At 52.2% G+C, this 16,946-nt stretch carries 14 protein-coding genes, 2 pseudogenes and 1 riboswitch; of the genes and pseudogenes, 4 read left to right on the top strand and 12 right to left on the bottom strand.

Features of this window, described 5'->3' with window-relative positions; all coding sequences use genetic code 11:
* Positions 1-159: 159 nt before the first annotated feature.
* Complete coding sequence (locus GZH47_RS29900; RefSeq protein WP_162644742.1) at positions 160-1,059, top strand: DNA-3-methyladenine glycosylase family protein; 900 nt, start codon at positions 160-162, stop codon at positions 1,057-1,059.
* Between the two features lie 100 nt (positions 1,060-1,159).
* Here the strand turns inward: GZH47_RS29900 and GZH47_RS29895 are convergent, their stop codons facing one another.
* Positions 1,160-1,381: a cold-inducible protein YdjO-related protein gene (locus GZH47_RS29895; RefSeq protein ID WP_162644741.1), complete on the bottom strand. Its 222-nt coding sequence runs from the start codon at positions 1,379-1,381 to the stop codon at positions 1,160-1,162.
* Positions 1,382-1,493: 112 nt separating this feature from the next.
* Positions 1,494-1,603, top strand: a riboswitch (guanidine-I (ykkC/yxkD leader).
* A 66-nt stretch (positions 1,604-1,669) separates the two neighbouring features.
* Here GZH47_RS29895 and GZH47_RS29890 point away from each other — a divergent pair.
* Positions 1,670-3,013 (top strand): APC family permease, encoded by a 1,344-nt coding sequence (locus GZH47_RS29890; protein WP_162644740.1) that lies wholly within the window; start codon positions 1,670-1,672, stop codon positions 3,011-3,013.
* An 83-nt stretch (positions 3,014-3,096) separates the two neighbouring features.
* On the opposite strand, the gene GZH47_RS29885 is transcribed toward GZH47_RS29890, so the two are convergent.
* The 4 genes and pseudogenes from GZH47_RS29885 to GZH47_RS29870 form a co-directional block, all read right to left on the bottom strand.
* Positions 3,097-3,591: a glutathione peroxidase gene (locus tag GZH47_RS29885; protein ID WP_162644739.1), complete on the bottom strand. Its 495-nt coding sequence runs from the start codon at positions 3,589-3,591 to the stop codon at positions 3,097-3,099.
* Between the two features lie 100 nt (positions 3,592-3,691).
* Entirely contained in the window at positions 3,692-4,627 is a 936-nt protein-coding gene (locus GZH47_RS29880; protein ID WP_162644738.1) for a MarR family transcriptional regulator, read from the bottom strand.
* Between the two features lie 97 nt (positions 4,628-4,724).
* Positions 4,725-4,952, bottom strand: coding sequence for a hypothetical protein (locus GZH47_RS29875; protein WP_162644737.1), 228 nt, complete (start codon positions 4,950-4,952; stop codon positions 4,725-4,727).
* Positions 4,953-4,964: 12 nt separating this feature from the next.
* Positions 4,965-5,883 (bottom strand): annotated as a pseudogene (locus tag GZH47_RS29870) (LysR family transcriptional regulator).
* Positions 5,884-5,929: 46 nt separating this feature from the next.
* Here GZH47_RS29870 and GZH47_RS29865 point away from each other — a divergent pair.
* Positions 5,930-6,325 (top strand): annotated as a pseudogene (locus GZH47_RS29865) (zinc-binding dehydrogenase); the annotation flags it as partial.
* A 1,211-nt stretch (positions 6,326-7,536) separates the two neighbouring features.
* A complete protein-coding gene (locus GZH47_RS29860) occupies positions 7,537-8,865 on the top strand; it encodes a glycoside hydrolase family 5 protein (protein ID WP_225446603.1) in 1,329 nt (442 codons plus the stop codon).
* An 85-nt stretch (positions 8,866-8,950) separates the two neighbouring features.
* Here GZH47_RS29860 and GZH47_RS29855 read toward each other — a convergent pair whose 3' ends face one another.
* The 7 genes from GZH47_RS29855 to GZH47_RS29825 all read right to left on the bottom strand — a co-directional run bounded on the left by GZH47_RS29855 (position 8,951) and on the right by GZH47_RS29825 (position 16,686).
* Positions 8,951-10,420, bottom strand: coding sequence for an ABC transporter substrate-binding protein (locus GZH47_RS29855; protein WP_162644735.1), 1,470 nt, complete (start codon positions 10,418-10,420; stop codon positions 8,951-8,953).
* A gap of 31 nt (positions 10,421-10,451) precedes the next feature.
* Complete coding sequence (locus GZH47_RS29850; protein ID WP_162644734.1) at positions 10,452-11,549, bottom strand: efflux RND transporter periplasmic adaptor subunit; 1,098 nt, start codon at positions 11,547-11,549, stop codon at positions 10,452-10,454.
* A 27-nt stretch (positions 11,550-11,576) separates the two neighbouring features.
* The gene (locus tag GZH47_RS29845) at positions 11,577-12,389 is read right to left on the bottom strand and encodes a carbohydrate ABC transporter permease (protein ID WP_162645522.1); all 813 of its coding nucleotides are present in this window, start codon (positions 12,387-12,389) and stop codon (positions 11,577-11,579) included.
* A gap of 76 nt (positions 12,390-12,465) precedes the next feature.
* On the bottom strand, positions 12,466-13,335 hold the full coding sequence (locus tag GZH47_RS29840; RefSeq protein ID WP_225446275.1) for a carbohydrate ABC transporter permease: 870 nt from the start codon (positions 13,333-13,335) through the stop codon (positions 12,466-12,468).
* A 24-nt stretch (positions 13,336-13,359) separates the two neighbouring features.
* Positions 13,360-13,896, bottom strand: a complete 537-nt coding sequence (locus GZH47_RS29835; RefSeq protein WP_225446274.1) for an N-acetylmuramoyl-L-alanine amidase family protein — start codon at positions 13,894-13,896, stop codon at positions 13,360-13,362.
* Between the two features lie 298 nt (positions 13,897-14,194).
* Complete coding sequence (locus tag GZH47_RS29830; RefSeq protein ID WP_162644732.1) at positions 14,195-16,006, bottom strand: sensor histidine kinase; 1,812 nt, start codon at positions 16,004-16,006, stop codon at positions 14,195-14,197.
* Complete coding sequence (locus tag GZH47_RS29825) at positions 16,003-16,686, bottom strand: response regulator transcription factor (protein ID WP_162644731.1); 684 nt, start codon at positions 16,684-16,686, stop codon at positions 16,003-16,005. The genes GZH47_RS29830 and GZH47_RS29825 overlap by 4 nt, the downstream gene beginning before the upstream one ends.
* Positions 16,687-16,946 lie beyond the last annotated feature (260 nt).

Below are 16,946 nucleotides of genomic sequence, written 5' to 3'. Positions count from 1 at the left end.
TGCACTCGCCTCCAAGGCAAAGTATACCCGCTTTAAGTTCCGTATGTAAGCTCTTACGAATGAATTAGCAAGATTACGAAAGCCGGATTCGCCGGATTTGTGATACAACTAAACATGAAGAAGCAATCCTTCGATCGGCTAAGGAGGTTTTCCTTAACAATGACAGCTTTACTTACAATACCGCCTCAAGAGGCATTCGATTTCAATCACATCCTCGGTTATCTGGAGCGTTCGAGCAATGAATGCATGTACGGCGTTGAAGGCAGCGCCATAACGAAGCTCATTTCCGTCATGGACGAGCATGTTCTGATTCAAGTTTCGTCGCAGCCGGACGGTTCGCTTACGATTCGCTGTCCGATCAAGGAGGCGCCGCTTGATGACGCCTATGCCAATGCGATCGTCGCTTATGTGCGAGACTGGTTCGACATGGACCGGGACCTGCTGCCGTTTCTGGAACTTGCCGGCCGCGATGCGGTGCTGTCCGTGCCGGCCCGGCAATTCGGCGGACTTCGCATCGTCGGAATCGAGGACCTGTTCGAAGCACTCTGCTGGGGCATCATGGGGCAGCAGATCAACCTTGCGTTCGCGTATACGCTCAAACGCCGGTTCGTGGAGCGCTATGGCACATCCGTCTATTGGAACGGAAGCCGCTATTGGGCTTTCCCGTCTCCGCAAACCATTGCCTCGCTCGATCAGGCCGAGCTGCGAGAAATGCAGTTTACGGGCCGCAAAGCGGAATACGTCATCGGCACGTCTCGATTGATGGCAGAAGGCAGCCTGTCCAAGGCAGGCCTGCTTGCTCTGTCCGACTGGATGGCGATGGAGAAAGCGCTGACCCGCATCCGCGGCATTGGTCCTTGGACGGCCAATTACGTGCTCATGCGCTGTCTGCGCGTCCCCGCGGCTTTTCCGATCGAAGACGTCGGCTTGCACAACGCCCTCAAGCTCGTGCTCGGCCGGGATTCGAAGCCTTCCATCGACGAAATCAAAGCGCTGTCGGCACCATGGGGAGAGTGGAAAGCGTATGCGACATTCTATCTGTGGCGTCTGCTCTATTAGCGCTGCAAGGCGCTGCAAAACGCCGCAAAACGCTGCAAAGAAGTACAGTACAGGCGATGCTTAGAAGTTCCTCGTATAGAAAAAGCCGCCTAAGCGGCGGCTAAATATCGAACTCCGATTTCGGTTTCTTCGGTTGTCGTTTGATTTTATTCTGAACGGCTGGCAAATGCCTCATGCTGCGATGCATGGGGCCTTTGCAGATCGGGCAGGCTTGCTCGCTCTCGGCAAATTCCTCGCGCACCCACGCTTTGCACTCCGGATTTTTGCATTTCCAAATTTTCGTCGGGATAAGCTTCGGTTTCTCTTCTTCAGTTGTTGCCACGTGTAAGCATCCTTTCCATGCGTAAAGCCAATTCTAAGTTGTCAAAACTTTAATTTGACGATTTCGTTGTTGGTGTTATATTATCTAACATATAAAACAAATATAATTTACCATTTACGTTTTCTAGGGTTCCGTAGTGGCAGTTTACTTAACCATTAGCCTGGACCGAGAGAAAACGCACGGCAGCCGCTGTGTACACGGAGGGATAAAAGCCCGGGAGGATATCAGCAACCTTTGATATCTCCTGTGCTTTTTTTATTTTAGCCATCATCGAAAGGGTTGCTGCAAATGAGAGAACAAGCCAAACTCCAACAAACGCTTACGCTCGTTCAAGTCGTATTCCTTGGGCTTGCCTGGATGACGCCCATGATTTATTTCTCGATCTACGGCATCGCCTATGAATCCTCGTCAGGAATGCTCACGCAATCTTACTTGCTCGCCTTTATCGCCATTATGTTCACCGCATACAGCTACGGCCTGATGTCTGTCGCCCACCCGGCTTCCGGTTCGGCTTACACCTATGTCAAGAAATCTCTTCACCCCTATCTCGGCTTCCTCGTCGGCTGGGCGCTGCTGCTCGACTATTTATTTTCCCCCATCATTGCCTGTTTAACGTTCGGCGTTTACATGCATGCAGAGTTCCCGTCCGTCCCCGCTTATGCCTGGATGATCGGCATCAACCTGGCGATCACGCTCGTCAACGTGAAGGGCGCGGCATTCTCCGCCAACTTGAGCAAATGGTTCGTCCTGCTTCAAATGTGCTTCATCGCGCTGTTTTGTATCCTTCTGCTTCGAAATATTTCGTCGCTTCACGATCCCATGGCGCCGCTTACGCAAACGGACATCCCCTTCTCATCGATCTTGACCGGCGCTTCCGTCATTTGCTTCTCGTTTCTCGGTTTCGACTCCATCACCACCATGGCGGAGGAAACCAAGAACGCGCAAAAGAACATCCCTCGTGCTATCGGCTTTATTATTATAATCGCCAGCATCCTATATGTCACACCGTCGTATTTAACCCAGCTCGTATTCCCGAAAGCCATCTCGTTCCTGAACATCGATTCCGCGGGTTTGGAAATCGTCCGCATGGTCGGCGGAGCCGCGCTCGGCACGGCGTTCATCGTTGTTCTGCTGTTCGCCATCTTCACCCAAGGCATATCTTCGGTATCCAGCGTCTCCCGTCTGTTGTACGTCATGGGACGCGAATCGATCCTGCCGCCGAAATATTTCGCCTACTTGCACCCGAAATGGAAGACGCCTGTCGTCAACATTATGACGGTCGCGATCGTGTCCATGCTTGCGCTTGTCATTCACCTGGATACAGCCGTTAAATTCGTGAATTTCGGCGCGTTGACCGCCTTCTTCTTCGTTAATGTTTCCGTCATCCGTCATTATTACGCACAGGAACGCCGCCGTTCCGCGAAAGGAATGCTCCTCTATCTGGTACTGCCAGGCTGCGGGGCCGCTTTCATCGGCTGGCTCTTCCTGCAGCTTAGCGAGGATGCGCTTATTATGGGGCTTGCGTGGCTCCTTGCCGGCATTCTCTTCCATGGACGAAATGCGCCATTCGTGAAGCAGCTGTTAAAGCCGATTACCAAGAGCAAGCTCCTGTCCGGCAGGCAAACGAATTAACCCGGCAGTAAGTGAAGAAAGCAAGTAACGCAAAAAAGCACCCCTGAAGGTGCTTTTTGACTTTTCGCGATTGCATTCAGAAATCAGGCAAGGCTGCCTGTTTCGATCAAGCGGCGCAAATCAGGCTCGATGTCCGCAGGATCGGTCGGCGCGGGGTACTGTTTGAGGACGTTGCCTTGCTTGTCCACGAGAAACTTCGCGAAGTTCCAATCAATGTCGCCCGTATGGTACGGAGCAGGCACGGCATCCACGAGATACTTGTACAACGGATGCGCATCTTCGCCTTTAACGTCGATCTTCGCGAACATCGGGAACGTCACCGAGTAGTTCAATTCGCAAAATTGCGCGATTTCCTCGTTGCTGCCAGGCTCCTGTTCTTTGAATTGATTGCACGGGAAGCCAAGCACGACGACGCCTTGGTCTTGGAACGCGTCATAAATATGCTGCAATCCCTTGTAATGCGGCGTCAGCCCGCAGGCGCTTGCCGTATTGACGATCAGCATAATCTTGCCTTCGTACGGCGCCAATGTCTGTTCCTTGCCGTCGATCGTCGTTACCTTGAAATCATAAATACTCATGCATGGTCCCTCCCAATATCGGCTGCTAGCGGATTTCATTTAATTAAATTGCATAAAATCATTATAGACGAATTTCCGATTCGGGAGCAACTTCAATTTGCTAGTTCGGCTGGTCGCTCGTCACGGCTTCGCGTCCGATCGAGAATTGCAGCTGGTCGGCAAGCTGCTCCGCGTTCTCCCAGACGATCGGACGAACGCCGGGAGGCTGCGTCCCCGTTGCCGAAGAGCGGCATGTCCACGCGACCGGGATATCGTTGCCCAGCGCGTAACCCGCATACATCCACGTCTCCGCTTCGGGATCCGAAATGTCCGCTATCATCAGCCTGCACTTGAGCACTTGCTGCATCGTTTCCTGGACAGGCTTGTCGGCGACGCTGCGCGGTCCGCCCTGGCTTAACAGTTTCGGGGCGTAGCCGAGCTGCAGCAGCCTCGGGAAGACGTTCTCCGTCCATTGCTGCGCCATCTCCTCTTCGCCATGCGGAAGCAATACGAAGCACGGCTTGTACGCTTTGCCGGATGCGCTGGACTCTGCCTCCAGCCATCCTTTCTCGGTCAGCCGGAATGTCGAGCCGATTCGCTCGATCAAACCTTCTTCCTTCAGTTTCTCTACGATATAGACCAATTCTTGCAAATTCATGGAATACGTCAAATTCGCGCATTGCGAGAACTGACTGATAACGACCGGCTCGTCGGGTCCGCTGGCATGCCGATGAAGATAGCGGAGCAGCTTCAATCCCTTCTCTTCCGCCGTCAGCGGAATAAGCGGCGATTGCAGTATCGCGGCGCGCTCGTCGAACGAGACGATCACTTTCTCTTCGCAGTCGCTCTGCTCCCGGATATAAGCAGAAATAATCGGGAATTCCGCTCGTTTCTCCGTATAGGACAGCATGCGGAACGGTTCGTAGCTGTCGTCTTTCAATCCGTAAGAGCCGCTTGGCGAGCAGAGGCAGTTCATGTACCACTCGCTGCCGCCTTTATGTTTCACCTGTACGAGCGAATCGCAGAACAGGCATCGTTTCGTATTCAATACTTCCATGAGTTTCATCATCCTCCCCTTCATTATGAAGGATTCGCAGCGGCCGCCGATAATGGGGGCGTATCGGCCATTAAGCTTTTCTCATGTTTGATGTACCCTATACGACGCCGTTTGAAGCGGTCCAAATTTTGCCGTTCCAGATGATGGTATCCCCCGCCGCCAAGCCTTCCGCGACTTTGTCCTTCGGAAGCAGCAGCGTCCTTCCATTAACCACGGCCGTTACGCCTTCTGCGCCGATCTTCGTTACATGAGCGACGCGCTGAATGACGCAGCTGCTCTTGTCTGTAGACGGGCTTATATTTCCAATATCCGAATGCTCTCCCATGTCCGATTCCTCCTAGTCAACCGTCTTCTCCTGCTCCAATGCAGATGCCGAGGACATCTGCTCGAAATAAGCGATCACCAGTCGTTTAAACAACTGCGCCGCCTTCGACATGTACCGGCGTTTCGACCAAGCAAGCCCTACTGTCCGGTAGCATGCCGGATCCGAAATCCGCAGCCGCTGAGCCAGCAGATGCGAGACCGATTTCCAGTCGGATGCCGGTATGAACGTAATGCCAAGGCTCTGATTCACCAGTCCCACGATGGCGTCGGGCTCGTCCAGCTCGAATATGATTTTCGGCTCGAAGCCCGCGTCCCGGCAAAATCGATCCGTCAGTTCCCGAAACGGATAACCGGAATTCATCCCGATGAACGATTCCTCCGCAAGCTCGCTCAAGGCGACGCTGTCTCGCCCCGCAAGTGGATGTCCCGCCGGAAGCACGAGATAAATCTCTTCCGTCATCAGCGGCAGCCATTCGATTTCCGGCCCTTCGATCGACTTGGAGGAGATGCACAGGTCGACGTCTCCGTTCTCCAGCATCGTTGTCATGGAGGACGCGGTTTCCAGAAACTGCCGCAGATGCACATGCGGACTCTCCGCAACGAAAGCGGCCATTAGCGTGGGCAGGATATTCGTAATCGACACCGCAAGCCGCAGGCTGTTCTGCTCCTTGCCGCCAAGCTCCTCGATCTCCCGCTTCGCCTCGTCAAGCTCCATGAAGGCATGCTCCAGCCGCCTCAGAAAAATCTCCCCGTACGCGTTGAGTTTAATATGCCTGCCTTCCCGGTCGAAAGAGCGGAACGCCGACGTCGCTCTCCAGGCGGGCGATCGTTTTGCTGAGCGACGGCTGGGCGATCTGGAGCTCTTCGGCAGCCTTCGTCATATGCTGCAGGCGGGCGATGGTTTGAAAATATTTCAGTTGAAGAATTTCCATGCCTGCCTCCGCTTCTCCTACATAGATATGAAGGAATCAATCATAGATGGGCTGCCGGTTCATGACCGCTTACCATGGCGTGCTGAACCAAGGCCGGGTTCGTCCGGGCGAATGGGTCGCCGTCTACGGCGCCGGCGGCGTCGGCCTCTCGGCGATCCAAATCGCGGCGGCGGCAGGCGCCAACGTGATCGCGGTCGATATCGCGGAGGACAAGCTTGATTTCGCGAAGCAGATGGGCGCGGTCGCAACCGTGAACAGCAAACAGGAGAAAGCCTTCCAGGCCGTACGCGAAATCACCAAAGACGGCGCTAACGTCAGCGTGGACGCGCTCGGCATTCAAGATACGTGCACCAATGCCATCCTCAGCCTCGGCAAGCGCGGCCGCCATGTCCAGATCGGCCTGACGTCCCGTATGAAGATTACGAGCGACATGGCTAATTTCTGCTTCGTACTGTAATTCTTGTCTCAGCAGCTTCGTTTCTTCCTCCGTTAGCCATGACTTCCTTGACTGCTGTATCGTTCGAATTTGACGATTATTGATGTTCATGGATATTATACCCGTGCCATTATTACTTCGAGAAGGCAATAATACTGTGCCCTCGTCTTCCCAGGTTAATGGATATGGAAACAGCACGCCATCACTGTGATTCCTATATGCCGCCTTAGCAAAGGACGCAATCCTCTTCCCTTCCTTGCTGAAAACCACTAAATCCGCATGGCTTCCTGCATATCGGTCCGAAGACGCGAGAACGGCGAATCGTTCGCCATTCGGCGAAGATGACAACCCATAAATCGGTCTGGCAGCGTCGTAAAGCTTCTTCGATTGCCCGGTTCGCCAATTTAACCGGTAAACGCTTCTGTTGCCTACGGCCGCATAAGTCGTTTCGCGCTGGAAACGGTCCGAGAACATGAGAGCTAGCCCGTGAGAGCTAGCCCGTAATCGTTATCGAATGGACGAGCTGCATTGTTCCATGGGCTGATCGTTATCGCAGTCTTTGTTCCGTCATTTTGAGAGATCAAGGCGGGATGTCCCGAATCGGAGAACGTTAAAAAAATAAGGTTCACCCTCGGAATGGCTGCTCCACGCTTCGAAAGGATTCGCCCCCAGCTGAGGTCGCGTCGACTAACGAGAGCCGGAGCGACTCCCCCGGATCGAATCATGAAATTTCACCTCAAAATGTTTGTTATCCGACCAAACGACCTCTTCGCGTATGAAGCCTCTCCCTCCCCGCAGCTCTCGTGTTCGCAAGGATGTCCGTATGCTCTTCCGCACAGCGCGCCTGTTTAAATCCCGAGTCGCCTCGACCTTCAAACTTGCGCCGTCTTCAAGCACAGTGATAAACAACAACGGAGGTCTATCCTCTTCGCAGGGATTGCCTTGAATACTCGGCATTACTGCTCTTCCATCCGCATTTGCAACCGAGCTATCGCAACAAAAGAGCCCTATACAAAGAACGAAGCAAAGAACGAAGACATACGGCATACCATCTACTCCTTCTTTCGCATATTTTTTGGATAGATTATCTAAACACGAGCAGATTATGCGGTTTAGAAATCGCCTAACAAACGAAGAAGAATTAGGTATTTAATTACCAATGAAAGCGGTTTATAATAGAAGGAATTTACTGTAGGAGGCCCGTGATATTGAAAAAAATGATGGTTTCGCTCTCTGTTTTGCTGCTCGTGTTCGGCGGCGCAGCGGGGTGCACGGACAGCACGCACAACCAAGAAAAGGCAGTTACTGTCAAAGCGGGGAATGTCACGCCGCCGGCAAGCAAGGAGGAGAAGACTACGCCATCTCAGGTCCCGGCAGCCGACCCGGCTCCCGACCTGGCTCCTGACTCGACTGCCGATTCAGCTCCAGACCCGGCTCCCAGTACGGCTGAAGTTCCTCTGACCACGCCGGACCCGAAGCTGCCGAAGCGCGACCCGCAGTCGGCGCCGCTTGACGTATTTCAACAGTCGAAGCAGCTCGGAAGAGGCGTCAATCTCGGCAATGCGCTCGAGGCGCCGGTAGAAGGTCAATGGGGAGTCACACTAGAGGAAAGCTACTTTAAGACGATCAAGGATGCAGGCTTCGAGACGGTCCGGGTACCGATCAAGTGGTCGGGGCATGCGGATGCGAATGCTCCTTACGCCATTGAAGCCGCGTTCTTCGATCGCATCGATTGGGTGCTCGGCCAGGCGTTGAAGCAGGGGCTGAACGTCGTTCTCGACATGCACGGTTACGATGAATTCAATGCGAACGCAGATGAGCAAGAACCTCGTTTTCTGGCGTTATGGAAGCAAATCTCGGCCCGGTATAAGGAGCTTCCCGGCAATGTTTACTACGAGCTGGCCAACGAACCGAACGGTTCCCTGACCTGGTCGAAGTGGAATAAAATGCTAAACAAAGCTCTGGATACGGTCCGGAGCGAGGATCAGTGGCATACGGTCATTATCGATTCCGCCAATTGGAGCAATTATGCCGCGCTCGTGTCGCTCGATATTCCGGATAACGAACATAACGTCATCGTTTCGTTCCATTATTACGATCCTTTTCTCTTCACTCACCAGGGTGCAAATTGGGTAGGCCCGGAGAACGGAACCACCGGCGTCGTTTGGCCGGGTCCCCCGGCGCAGAAGGTGGAACCGGTCGATGCCGCCAAGCAGGTACAGTGGGCGAACGATTGGTTCGACGCTTACAATACGCAGCCGGCCGAGTCGAATCCGGCAGGGCCCCATGCGATTGCGGAAGCCTTCGATAAGGCGGAGAGTTGGGTCAAAGAAAATAAACGCCCGATCTGGCTCGGCGAGTTCGGCGCGTACAGTAATGCCGATATGGCTTCGCGGGCACGCTGGACGAGCTTCGTGCGCGAACAAGCAGAGAAGCACGGCTTCGGCTGGTCTTATTGGGAATTTTGCGCGGGCTTCGGCGTATATGACCCGTCAGCTAACGCGTATCGGAAGGAATTGCTGGATGCTTTGATTCCTGCTAAATAGGTTCGGAAATAGATAAGACAAACAACGCACCTGTCCTCGGCTGTGGAAGCGCGGATCGGTGCGTTGTTCTCCTTTTCACGCCTGATTATTCATTCAAATACGTCGTAACTCGATTCTGTATCAACCGGGCGACAGAGTCGGCAGATTTCTGCCCCGCGAAGAACGCTTTGACCTCTTCCGCAATGATTTGCTGAATCGTCGTCGACTCATAGCCTCTGTCTCTTAGGTTGGCTTCGGACAACATGTCCCGGAGAGCTTCGAGCTTCTCGTCGGTCACTTCGACTGCCGCGCCTTCACTCTTAGCGGCAGCGTCTTTATCAACACCCTTTTCCTTTATATCTGCGATCGCCTTCTCATTCACCGCTTTATTCATCGAGAAGCCCGACTGACGAGGATAGGATTGCGCTTCCTCGGACAGAAGAAATTTCATGAATTCCCATGCGTCCCGCTTGACCTTCGAATTGGCATTCATGGCGATTTGACTCGTCACGAGGAAAGAAATGCCTGATTCTTCGTCGGCAGCATGCGGCTTCTGATAAACCTTTCCATGCTTAAAGTATGAGGCAAGCCGTACAAGGTAATCGCTTGGGCTGGTCATGAATGAATACGATAAGAGGCTTTTTCTAAATTGGGCGGTATCGCCGCTTAACTCCTTCGCATCGTAACTTTGCTTCACTCCCGTCAGTAATTCGTTGAAGAAGGGGGAATCGAACGATGCCTTGCCGCTGGCCCCGTCGATCAATCGATCATAGTTGTCGGACACGAGGTCATTCATCATGTTCTCTGGCGGCAAAAAGTTCAAGGAGTAGGTCGTACCGTTCTTGGCCGTTAACTGTTTACTGAGCTCGTTGAACTGGTTCCACGTCCAGTTCCGATCGTCGAATTGAATGCCGGCTTGCTCAAGCCCGTCAGCATCGCCGAACAAAGCTTCCAAGTAAAATTCGACAGGCATCATGTAAAGGCCGCCATTCGTTTCGGAACCTTCCATAACGTTCATCTGGTATTGCCGTGGATCAAATCCGGCATCCCGCTTCATCCAATCATCCAGATTCTCGAGCGCTCCTTTATTCTCGAACTTATCAATCGGCAGTTCGCCGGGCCTTAGCGCGAATAAATCGGCTCCCTTGCCTGATAAAACCGCTGTCGTCGTCGATTTCACGTACTTCTCGGATTCGGAGGCGCTCAGCATGCTCTCTGAAGTGAATTCTTTAAATTGAACCGTGACATTCGGATGGAGCTTCTCGTATTTCTCTTTCGCCAGCTTATAGAAAGGGGTAACGCCAAGAATGGATACGACGATTGTTTTGGGTTTATCGTCTAGCGGTTCCAGCCCCTGCGGGAGCGGATCAGCCTTCGCATTCCCGTTTGGGCTTGATTGATCGCTCGAATTTGCAGGCTGCTCTGTTGCCTTCGATGATGCTGCCGGCTCGGAAGCTTTGTTATTGTTATTGTTATTGCCATTGCCATTGCCATTGTCATTGTTATTGCCGCCGTTGCACGCTGACAAAGCGACCATCACCATGCAGCTTATAAGTACCGTTACTACTCGTTTCATCCTCATTCCCGCTTTCCTAATTTGATTACGATCAAGGAGCCATAACCCGAACACGCTCTCCGTCCATCACCGCAGGCTCGCTGCTCGCCAGAATAATCGGCGCGTCCGGAAAAATCCCGTTCAATACGACGGTATCAGACTCATTCGATTCGCCGGTTTCGATAGGCGTCTTGCGAGCATGGCTCGTATTTCCGAGCGGACCTTTATGCTCTTCGACGACGTACACGTATGCGATATGGCCTTCTTTATGAATCGCGCTGCTTGGAACGACAATGCCGTCGATGACAGAGGATGCAAACCTAAGATCCAGTCGCGCTTGTTCGCCTCCACGAAGGGATTCGTCGCTCACCGTGATTACGATGTTCACTTGAGCTTCCTTGTTCTCGATCTTCGAAACGATCCCAACCAGCGTTTCCGAGCTGCCCGCAACTTCGACTTGGACGTCCAGTTGCTGTCCGCTCTGCAGATGTTCGCTAATTTGAGCGGGTACTTGCACGGAGAACCGATAACCTTCAGTCGACGAAACGATTTGAACATCGGGTTCGGCGCCGGCGGAAACCATTCCAGCCACAGATCCCACCTGCATCACAATGCCGTCGAACGGCGCTTTCAAGACGCGATTTTTGGCTAAATCAGCCTTCATGCTCTCCAGATTCCGCTGCTGCATCTCCTTCGTCAGACGCGCGCTCTCCAGATCCCGCTTCGCGCTGCGCAGCTGGCTGTCATCCCCGCTAGATGCGGCTTCTATATACCGGTCTTGCAGCCCTTGAATAGCCAATTGCTGCTGCTCCAGCTGCGTCTTGGCGTCCAGGTAACGGTTCTCGGCCTCAACGCTTTCATAAACGACGAGCGTCTGTCCCTTATGAACGACTGCTCCTTCTTTGACCTTGACGTCCTTGACGGTCCAACCCGCTTGGTTCGATAACGAGCCTTCCTTAACCGGCTCCAGCACGCCATTGCCGGCGTATCGCTGAACGAGTTCCTCCTGCCTGCCGACGGTTGTCCATACCTTCGTTAACGTCATCGTTTGCAGCGTGTTGCTGAACAAGGTAAGCAGAACGACGCCGCTAACAAATAAAACGGCAATCAGCCGGATCTTCCTCTTCCTTCCAGTGACTGCCTGCTCCACATCTTGCCTCTCCAGTTCTTCCGCCTCCTATCCTTTAATGCCGGACATTTGAACGCCTTCAATGAAATATTTTTCCGCATATAGAAATAACAGCACCATCGGAAGCATGTAGAAGACAGACGCCGCGAACTCTACGCCCCTCGCCTCTTGCTGAACGACGGAGAGATAGACGGACAGCGGTTGTTTGAAGTCGTCTTCCAGAAAAACGAGCGGCTGCTCGACCATATTCCAATAATCGACGAACAAGAGAACGACGAGCGCCGCGAAGCCTGGCTTAATAAGCGGAATGATGATTCGATGAAAGATGCGAAAATGTCCGGCTCCGTCCATATAAGCAGCTTCGACGTAAGCGTTCGGAATCGACAGCATGAACTGCCGCAGCATGAACACGCCGAATGCGCCGAAGACGCCGGGTAGTATGATGGCACTCGCACGATTCAGAAGACCGAGATAATCGGCAACGATATAGTTCGGTACAAGCGTCACTTGAAACGGCATCAGCATCGCAAGCAGGTAAACGAAGAACATCCGGTCTCGTCCCCGAAAGCGGAGCTTTGCAAACGCATAAGCCGCAAGAGCGCCGACGATGACCTGTCCTGCAATAATGAGCGCGACCATATAGACCGAATTCCAGAACATGTTCAAATAATTAGGCGTCGCGATCAACACCGCGTAGTACTGCTCCAAAGATACCCAGTCGGGTATAAGCTTCAAATTGACAAAAGCGTCCTTGCCGCCCGCTGCCGCGTTCGTCATCTGCCCGATCAAATCATAGTTCAAACCGATCTCCCGTTCCGTCATGAGCGAATTGGTGAAGGAAATGATGACCGGCAGCAGCATCAGCGCGGCAAGCAAGGCAAGAACGAACGTGATCGCGCCTTTCGTAATGGCCTTTCTCAATCTCAATGCACTCCCCTCAATCCAAGTCCTTCGTAAATCGCCGTTCCAACGCGAACATTCCGGATACCAGCACGAGCATGCAAACGACCATGACTGCAGCAGCAGACGTAAGCTTCTGCATATCCAGCGACAAGAACATGTTGTTCATGTAGTGCTGCAGCATATAGATGCTGTCATGAGGATAATCCCCCGCGATCAAATACGTTTCCCTGAATATCCGAAACGAGCTGATGAGACCCATCAGGACGACGAAAAACAAAGTCGGCGTCAGATAAACAAGCGTGATGCGGGTTAACTTATGCAATGATCCGGCGCCTTCAAGGTCCGCCGTCTCGTAATAATCCCTCGGAATATGCTGCAAGCCGGCCAAGAACAGGATGATGTCGTATCCAATGTTCTTCCATGCATAAACGACGGCGAGCACGCCTCTTGCCCACTCCGACTTCATCCAATCGGTCCGCGACACCCCTAGTCCATGCAGCCAGCTATTCACCGCTCCATTCCAGTCGAACAGCACTTGCCAGATGAGAACGACGGAAGCTACGGGCACGACAAGAGGCATGACGTAAGCGGTTCTGAGCCAATTGCGCAAGTAGATACTTTGATTCAATAACAAGGCTAACGATAAGGATAATGCGATCGTGATCGGAACGCCGCCCAACGTAAACAGAAACGTATTCTTAGCAGCTTTCCGGAAGGATTCGCTGTGCAGCAACGCCTTGTAATTGGCGAGTCCGACGAATGAGCCGTCATTCGGCCGATCCATGAAGGAGTACTTTACGCCCATCGCGAAAGGAATCAAGTAGAAGACCAAGAATCCAAGTACGCTGGGGGCAAGAAACCAGATGGCAACGACGCTGTGTCGCCGCATGATTTTACGAAACATGGCCTTTCTCTCTCCCTCCACCTATCAGCGAAGGCTGTTGACAACGCCGCTTGCGATTGCCGCCGATACCTGATCTTGAAACGACGGTGTCATCATCCTTGTTTCTTCGTCCTTATTGGAAATATAACCGAGCTCGAGCAGAACTGCCGGCTTCGCGTTCTCGCGGATCACATGATAATCGCCAAACCTCACGCCTCTATCCTTCGTATTCATCTCCGCTTTGAATAATTGATCATGTATCTCCTCGGCGATATGCTGATCCTGCGGTTTGTAATAATAAGTCGTCATTCCATGCACATCGCTGGTTTGATAAGCATCGAAGTGGATGCTAATGAATAAATCCGCGTTCTCCGTTTGCGCTGCGACTGTTCTGTCATTCAGCGAAACCGTCTTATCGGCATCGCGCGTCATCACCACTGTCGCACCCTCTTGGATCAATTTCTGTCTCACATGCCGCGCCGTACGAAGCGTAACGTCTTTCTCGTACGTTCCTTTGCCGCCGATGGAACCGACATCCTTGCCGCCATGACCGGGATCGAGAACGATCGTTTTGCCCCTCAAAGGCAGGTTCGTCTCTTTATTCCCCCTTGTAGTCTTTGACCCGCTGACACTTGACTTCGCACTCGTCGCCCCTTCGGTTTGGATTTGGTAGAGACCTGTTGACAATACGACTCCGACAATTGCAATAGCTGTATATTTAGTCGTTGTTTTCATAAATACAGCATAATGACAGCCGATTAAGAAGAGGTGGAGCCGAAATAAAGATGAAATAAAGAATGGTTGAATCGCAAAAAAAACGCATGTCGAGCAGGCGAAAATCACCTTCAAGACATGCGGGGGACAAAATTAGCACCCGATATTAACGTTGTTTATTCAAGCAGAAGAAGAAAGCGACGCCATCCTTCGTATTGACTGCGCCATACCTCGCTCCGTGCAGCTCCAATATATTTTTGGAGATAGCAAGTCCAAGCCCCGTGCCGCCATCGAATCGCTGCCGCGCCGTATCGCCCCGATAGAAGCGATCCCACACTTTATCAAGCTGATCCTCAGGAATCCGTGCTCCTTTATTCTCGACGCAGACGACGAATTGATTCGCCTCTTCGGTCATCGAAACGACGATTTCTTGCTGTTCCGGCGTGTAGCGGATCGCATTCGTCATGAAATTCGTGATGACTTGTTCGATCCGGTGTCGGTTGGCAGCGACAAGGGCAGGAACAAGCCGAACGTTCAACCTCAATTCCTTGGCTTCGATTTCGTGCGCGAGCTGTTCGCAGACGGACTCGATCAACTTATCCAGGCAGAAGGCGTCCATCTGCATCCTGTACGTTCCGGATTCGTATTTCGCAAGCTCCAGCATATCGACAATGAGGTGGTCCATCTTGTCTACTTCCTTCTCCATCGCTTCGAAGTAATGATCCTTCTTATGCGCGGCCACGCCGTCCTTGAGGATCGACAGGCAGCTCTTCATGACGCTCAGCGGCGTCTTGAGTTCATGGGATACGCCGGAGATGAACTCTTTCCTCGTCGTTTCCAGCTGCTTCTCCCTCGCGATATCCGCTTGCAGCTTGCCGATGTACGAATACAATGTAGCGGATAACAGGTTGATATTGCGCGACAGGTCTCCGATCTCGTCCTTGGACCGGACGGGAATCGTCTCCGAGAAATCAAGATTCGCGATTTTTTTCGTCGTCCGATTGATGAGCAGCAACGGCCTTGCGATCTTCATGGAGAAGTACAACGCCGCGATCAGAATGAGCACAATGACAAACGCGATGATGTAGACATAGTAGTCCTTCATCATCTGCACGGCTTCGTCTACGGGCTGCAGCGATGCCATGGCGAAGATATAATTGGTCGTACCATTGTCGAAATGCACCGGCTGGATGAACAACTTGTACTTCACGTTATTTTGCTCGTAATCCTGGATGACAAGCGCATCCTTAAGCTGGAGATCCTCGAATAACAGCTTCGCTTGAAAGGCATTGATTTGTTCCAGAAAGAGCTTGTTGGCATAAATAAAGTCCGACGAACCTCCTCCATTCGGAAGCTTGATGTCCGTGACAGCCCCGAATAGATTCACGATCGATGATTGGTGGGACGCGATTAAATCCCTCTCCTCCATAGATTCCGGCTTCTCGCCGCCTTTGAGAACTTTACGCTTGAACGGCTCGTTGGCATACAACAATTCCCCGGTCGGAACCTGCACCAGAATAGGAATGAGCTTGGAGTTACTCTCTACTCCAGTAATCGTCAATTGATCTCCGACTCTGATTAATACTTGCCCTGAAGCTGCTTCCTCCACGCTCATGAGCTGATAGAGAGGGACTTTAATGCGCGCCTTCTCTTCCGCCTCCGTCACAGCCTTGGGCATTCTGACTTCCAGGTAAAAGTCGTTTACATCCTTAAGATTGCCATCGTGATCCAAGCTTGTAATCGTTACGTTGTTATTCCTGTAGAAAGCTTGCTCAAGCGATTGGATCGCAAGCGAATTTCCGCCTGCATCCTTATAGGCCGTCTTGAACGCCTCCATCTTCGCTTGCAAGTCGCTCACTTTACGATTCGCATAATAGTCTTTGAAGAAATACGTTTGGCCGAAATAAACGACGGCCAGTATGAGGAGGCACAACGTCGTTGTCAAAAGGAACAATTTGAGCACGATGGAGCTTCTCATGAATGCGCCTCGAACTTGTAGCCCGTCCGTACGATCGTGACAATCATAGCGGCTTTCTCGCCCAGCTTCGTACGCAGATTGCGGATATGCGTATTCAACGTACGGTCGTCGCCCGCATACTCGTAGCCCCATATCTTGGTAATCAGCTGCTCGCGCGTGATGACGATTCCCCGATTCTCCATGAGGTAAGTGAGCATCTCGAATTCGGTATGCGTGAAATTCACGATATTTCCTTCAATCGCGACGGTCCGCGATGGATAATGAACCTTGATTCCGTTTACGGCCAAGGCGTCCTCCGGCTTAGCCAGCTTGCCATTCTTGCTGCGGCTTTCAAGCAGGCGCTTCGCCCTTGCGAGCAGGACAGGCGGGCTGTACGGTTTCGTCACGTAATCGTCCGCGCCCAGCTCGAACCCAAGCAGCGTATCGTCCTCATCGACGCGGGCAGTCAGCATAATGATCGGAACGTCGGATGATTTGCGGATACGGCGGCATACCGACCAGCCGTCCAACTCCGGCAGCATGATATCCAGCACGATCAAATCCGCATCATGTTTCTGAAACAGATCAAGCGCAGTCTTCCCGTCCGCTGCTTCCAGCACGTTATATCCTTCATTCAAGAAATAATCTTTGCTGATTTCGCGCAGAATGTCCTCGTCTTCGACGATCAGTATGGTTTTCATATGGGCTCCCGTTTAGCGTCATTATTAGACCAGTGTATCGGTTTCGAATCAAGACCACATGGAGATCATGTGAAGATGAAATAAAGATCGTTCAAAATCGAAAACGCCTGGAAGAAAAAACTCGTATGTGCCTACTATTCCCATTTCAAGAATATCTAGCTCCAAGTCATACTTGCTCCGGTTTTTTCCGTCTCAACTACTGAAGTACAAGACGTCAGCTAATGCCCGGCTGCTATGATGAATTACTTAAGATGTACAAC

Source organism: Paenibacillus rhizovicinus (genome assembly GCF_010365285.1).
Classification (GTDB): Bacteria; Bacillota; Bacilli; order Paenibacillales; family Paenibacillaceae; genus Paenibacillus_Z; species Paenibacillus_Z rhizovicinus.
Note: the sequence above shows the minus strand (reverse complement) of the source record. Positions and strands in the feature narration are given on the sequence as shown.

Excerpts from the sequence above, each read along its gene's own strand:
- GZH47_RS29845 (WP_162645522.1), bottom strand. The coding sequence starts at position 12,389 with ATGCTGCTGCCGGTCATCATTTCCTTCACCAATTCGCTCATGACGGAA.
- GZH47_RS29840 (WP_225446275.1), bottom strand. The coding sequence starts at position 13,335 with ATGTTTCGTAAAATCATGCGGCGACACAGCGTCGTTGCCATCTGGTTT.
- GZH47_RS29830 (WP_162644732.1), bottom strand. The coding sequence starts at position 16,006 with ATGAGAAGCTCCATCGTGCTCAAATTGTTCCTTTTGACAACGACGTTG.
- GZH47_RS29890 (WP_162644740.1), top strand. The coding sequence starts at position 1,670 with ATGAGAGAACAAGCCAAACTCCAACAAACGCTTACGCTCGTTCAAGTC.
- GZH47_RS29855 (WP_162644735.1), bottom strand. The coding sequence starts at position 10,420 with ATGAAACGAGTAGTAACGGTACTTATAAGCTGCATGGTGATGGTCGCT.
- GZH47_RS29825 (WP_162644731.1), bottom strand. The coding sequence starts at position 16,686 with ATGAAAACCATACTGATCGTCGAAGACGAGGACATTCTGCGCGAAATC.
- GZH47_RS29900 (WP_162644742.1), top strand. The coding sequence starts at position 160 with ATGACAGCTTTACTTACAATACCGCCTCAAGAGGCATTCGATTTCAAT.
- GZH47_RS29860 (WP_225446603.1), top strand. The coding sequence starts at position 7,537 with ATGATGGTTTCGCTCTCTGTTTTGCTGCTCGTGTTCGGCGGCGCAGCG.
- GZH47_RS29875 (WP_162644737.1), bottom strand. The coding sequence starts at position 4,952 with ATGGGAGAGCATTCGGATATTGGAAATATAAGCCCGTCTACAGACAAG.
- GZH47_RS29880 (WP_162644738.1), bottom strand. The coding sequence starts at position 4,627 with ATGGAAGTATTGAATACGAAACGATGCCTGTTCTGCGATTCGCTCGTA.
- GZH47_RS29885 (WP_162644739.1), bottom strand. The coding sequence starts at position 3,591 with ATGAGTATTTATGATTTCAAGGTAACGACGATCGACGGCAAGGAACAG.